Genomic DNA, 2,241 nt, shown 5'->3' on the forward strand with positions numbered 1-2,241 from the left:
GTACCGGCTGGGCGGGGCGTCCGACCGGTACCGGCGGTGGTGGGCGCGCTCGGCCGCAGTAGTCGGCGGCCCCAGCGAAGTAGCGTGCGTCCCAGCGCCCGGCGCGCCGCCCCCCTCACCGCCACTCTCCCGGCACCGCCCGGTACGAGCGGCGGACGGTCTCCCGGTAGCTGAGATGGTGGGGGTGCTCCCGCAGGTGGGCGGTGATCCACGCCGCCGACTCCTCCGGTCTCTCGCAGGTCGGCCCGCGCTGGCCGCAGACGGCGCAGCGCATCGCGAAGGTCATCGGTTCGGCGTCGGGCTCACGGTCCGGCCCGATGCCGTACTCCCGGAAACGGTACGTCGCTCGGACCACTTCGCCAGCTCCTCCAGATGCGCGCGGACCTCGGTCCGCAGTTTCTCGACTCGACAGGACAGTTCCTCGGCGACGGCGGGTTGCTTCGCGGAAGGCCGCGTTTTGTCCGTCGTCTCGACAGGGCGGTTCACGCCTCGCCTCCCGTTGGGCGAGGGCAGAGCTCCGCGTGGCGCCGCAGCAGCACGACGCAGTCCGTGACCTGCGACCAGTCCAGATGAACGGCGGCCCGGCGGCGTTCCGCGTGAAGCCGCGCGCACTCCTCACACTGCTGGTCGGTCCGGGTGGCCGCCGCGCTGGCGGCCTTCCTGTTGCTTGACGACATCGCTGACGCTTTCGACCCGGCGGGCATGGACCCGAGGTGAAATCACTGTCCGTACCCCAAGGATTGCCCTACGCACGTAGCATCTGAAAGGGATTCAAATCCCTAGTCTGATCTCGGGAGAACGAGGGGGCTTCATGGCCCGACCACCACGTGAGCTGACCCCGGAGCGCAGCATCCGTCATCTCTTCGGCGCGGAGATGCGCCGGTACCGAGAAGCTGCCGGCATGAGCCTGGAGAGGCTGGCCGAGATCGTGCGGTCCAGCCGCAGCAATCTGTCCCGCATCGAGACGGCGGAGCAGATGATCCCGCCTGAGCTGCCGGCTCAGCTCGACGCCGCGTTCAACACGGATGGCCATTTCCAGCGCTTGTATCCGCTCGCCCGTCGTGAGGCCCACCCGGACAAGTACCGGCGTCGCATGGAACTGGAGGAACGAGCCTGTGTCATCTCCTACTACGCGGGCCAGATCGTGCCGGGGCTCCTCCAGACGGAGGAGTATGCGCGAGCGCTCCTTCGTGTAGGTGACCCAACCGCGACCCAGGACGAGCTTGAGGCGAAGGTGGCTGCACGCATCGGTCGCCAACGTTTGCTCACTGCCGATCCCCGCCCCCACCTGACCGCCGTGCTGGACGAGTCCGCTCTCTGCCGACCGGTCGGAGGTGCGGGTGTGATGGCCACGCAGCTTGAGCTCTTGGCGGCGAGCGTGGACACCTCTCACTGCCTGATCCAGGTCCTGCCCTACGGGCACGGCGAGCATGCCCTGATGGGTGGCATGCTGAGCATCCTGGAACTGAGGGACGGAACGTCTGTCGCCTACGAGGAGAGCATCCGCAACGGTCATCTTCTGGAGACCGACGTCGATGTGGCGAGCTACAGGCGGGCATACGATCGAGTCCGGGCATACGCCTTGTCGCCGACCGACTCGGCGGCGCTCATGCACGACGTCAGAAGAAGGCTCTCCCAATGAACGGGCACGCAGAACTCAGCGCCATCGAGTGGGTCAAATCCAGCTACAGCAACACTGACGGTGGCGACTGCGTCGAGTGGGCGCCCTCGATCGTCACCTGCGGGGTCGTAGTCGTGCGGGACAGCAAGAGCCCTGAGGGCCCTCATCTGCTCTTCGGACCCCGCACCTGGTCCAGCTTCGTCGCAAGTCTCCGCTGAATGGCGGCTGTTGAAAGCCCGGATGGCCTCCCTACGCGCGCTTGCATCGGGGTTTTCCCGAGGGCTTGGTCGGGACATCGCTCCGACCTCGCGGAGGAGCATCGTGCGAGCCGTGACCAGGGGGCACACCTCGCCGTCCCTTTCCGCGCCCCGGCATTGTTGCCGACGTGCCGGGGCCGATGGCTGCCGGTGCGGCCGCCGGTTGCAGGCAGTGCTGAACTGGCCGAGTGACGGCAACCGGTGGGGGCCGTGACCTCCACGAAAAGACCGCGGAACGCGGGTCGTTAAACGGCCACGGTGGTGCGTTGGTGGGCCTCGCGCCAGGCGGTGGTGACGGCTTGGTGGGCGGTGGTGGTCGCCGTGGTGGGGTCGGTGGCCAGGTGGAGGGGGGCGCCTATGTGG

4 protein-coding genes are annotated in these 2,241 nt (G+C 68.0%); 2 read left to right on the forward strand and 2 right to left on the reverse strand.

The window, feature by feature from the left end; all coding sequences use genetic code 11:
• Nucleotides 1-115 precede the first annotated feature (115 nt).
• Entirely contained in the window at nucleotides 116-355 is a 240-nt protein-coding gene (locus GL263_RS25295) for a DUF7848 domain-containing protein (protein ID WP_182858064.1), read from the reverse strand.
• 127 nt (nucleotides 356-482) lie between these two features.
• On the reverse strand, nucleotides 483-677 hold the full coding sequence (locus GL263_RS25300; RefSeq protein WP_182858065.1) for a hypothetical protein: 195 nt from the start codon (nucleotides 675-677) through the stop codon (nucleotides 483-485).
• Between the two features lie 134 nt (nucleotides 678-811).
• On the opposite strand from GL263_RS25300, the gene GL263_RS25305 reads away from it, so the two are divergent.
• Both GL263_RS25305 and GL263_RS25310 read left to right on the forward strand, forming a co-directional pair.
• Complete coding sequence (locus tag GL263_RS25305) at nucleotides 812-1,642, forward strand: helix-turn-helix domain-containing protein (RefSeq protein WP_182858066.1); 831 nt, start codon at nucleotides 812-814, stop codon at nucleotides 1,640-1,642.
• Nucleotides 1,639-1,839 carry a DUF397 domain-containing protein gene (locus GL263_RS25310; RefSeq protein WP_182858067.1) on the forward strand — a complete coding sequence of 67 codons (201 nt, stop codon included), beginning with the start codon at nucleotides 1,639-1,641 and terminating at the stop codon, nucleotides 1,837-1,839. Before GL263_RS25305 ends, GL263_RS25310 begins: the two co-directional genes overlap by 4 nt.
• The last annotated feature ends 402 nt before the right edge of the window (nucleotides 1,840-2,241 follow it).

This window comes from Streptomyces durbertensis (assembly GCF_014156695.1).
Taxonomy (GTDB): domain Bacteria; phylum Actinomycetota; class Actinomycetes; order Streptomycetales; family Streptomycetaceae; genus Streptomyces; species Streptomyces durbertensis.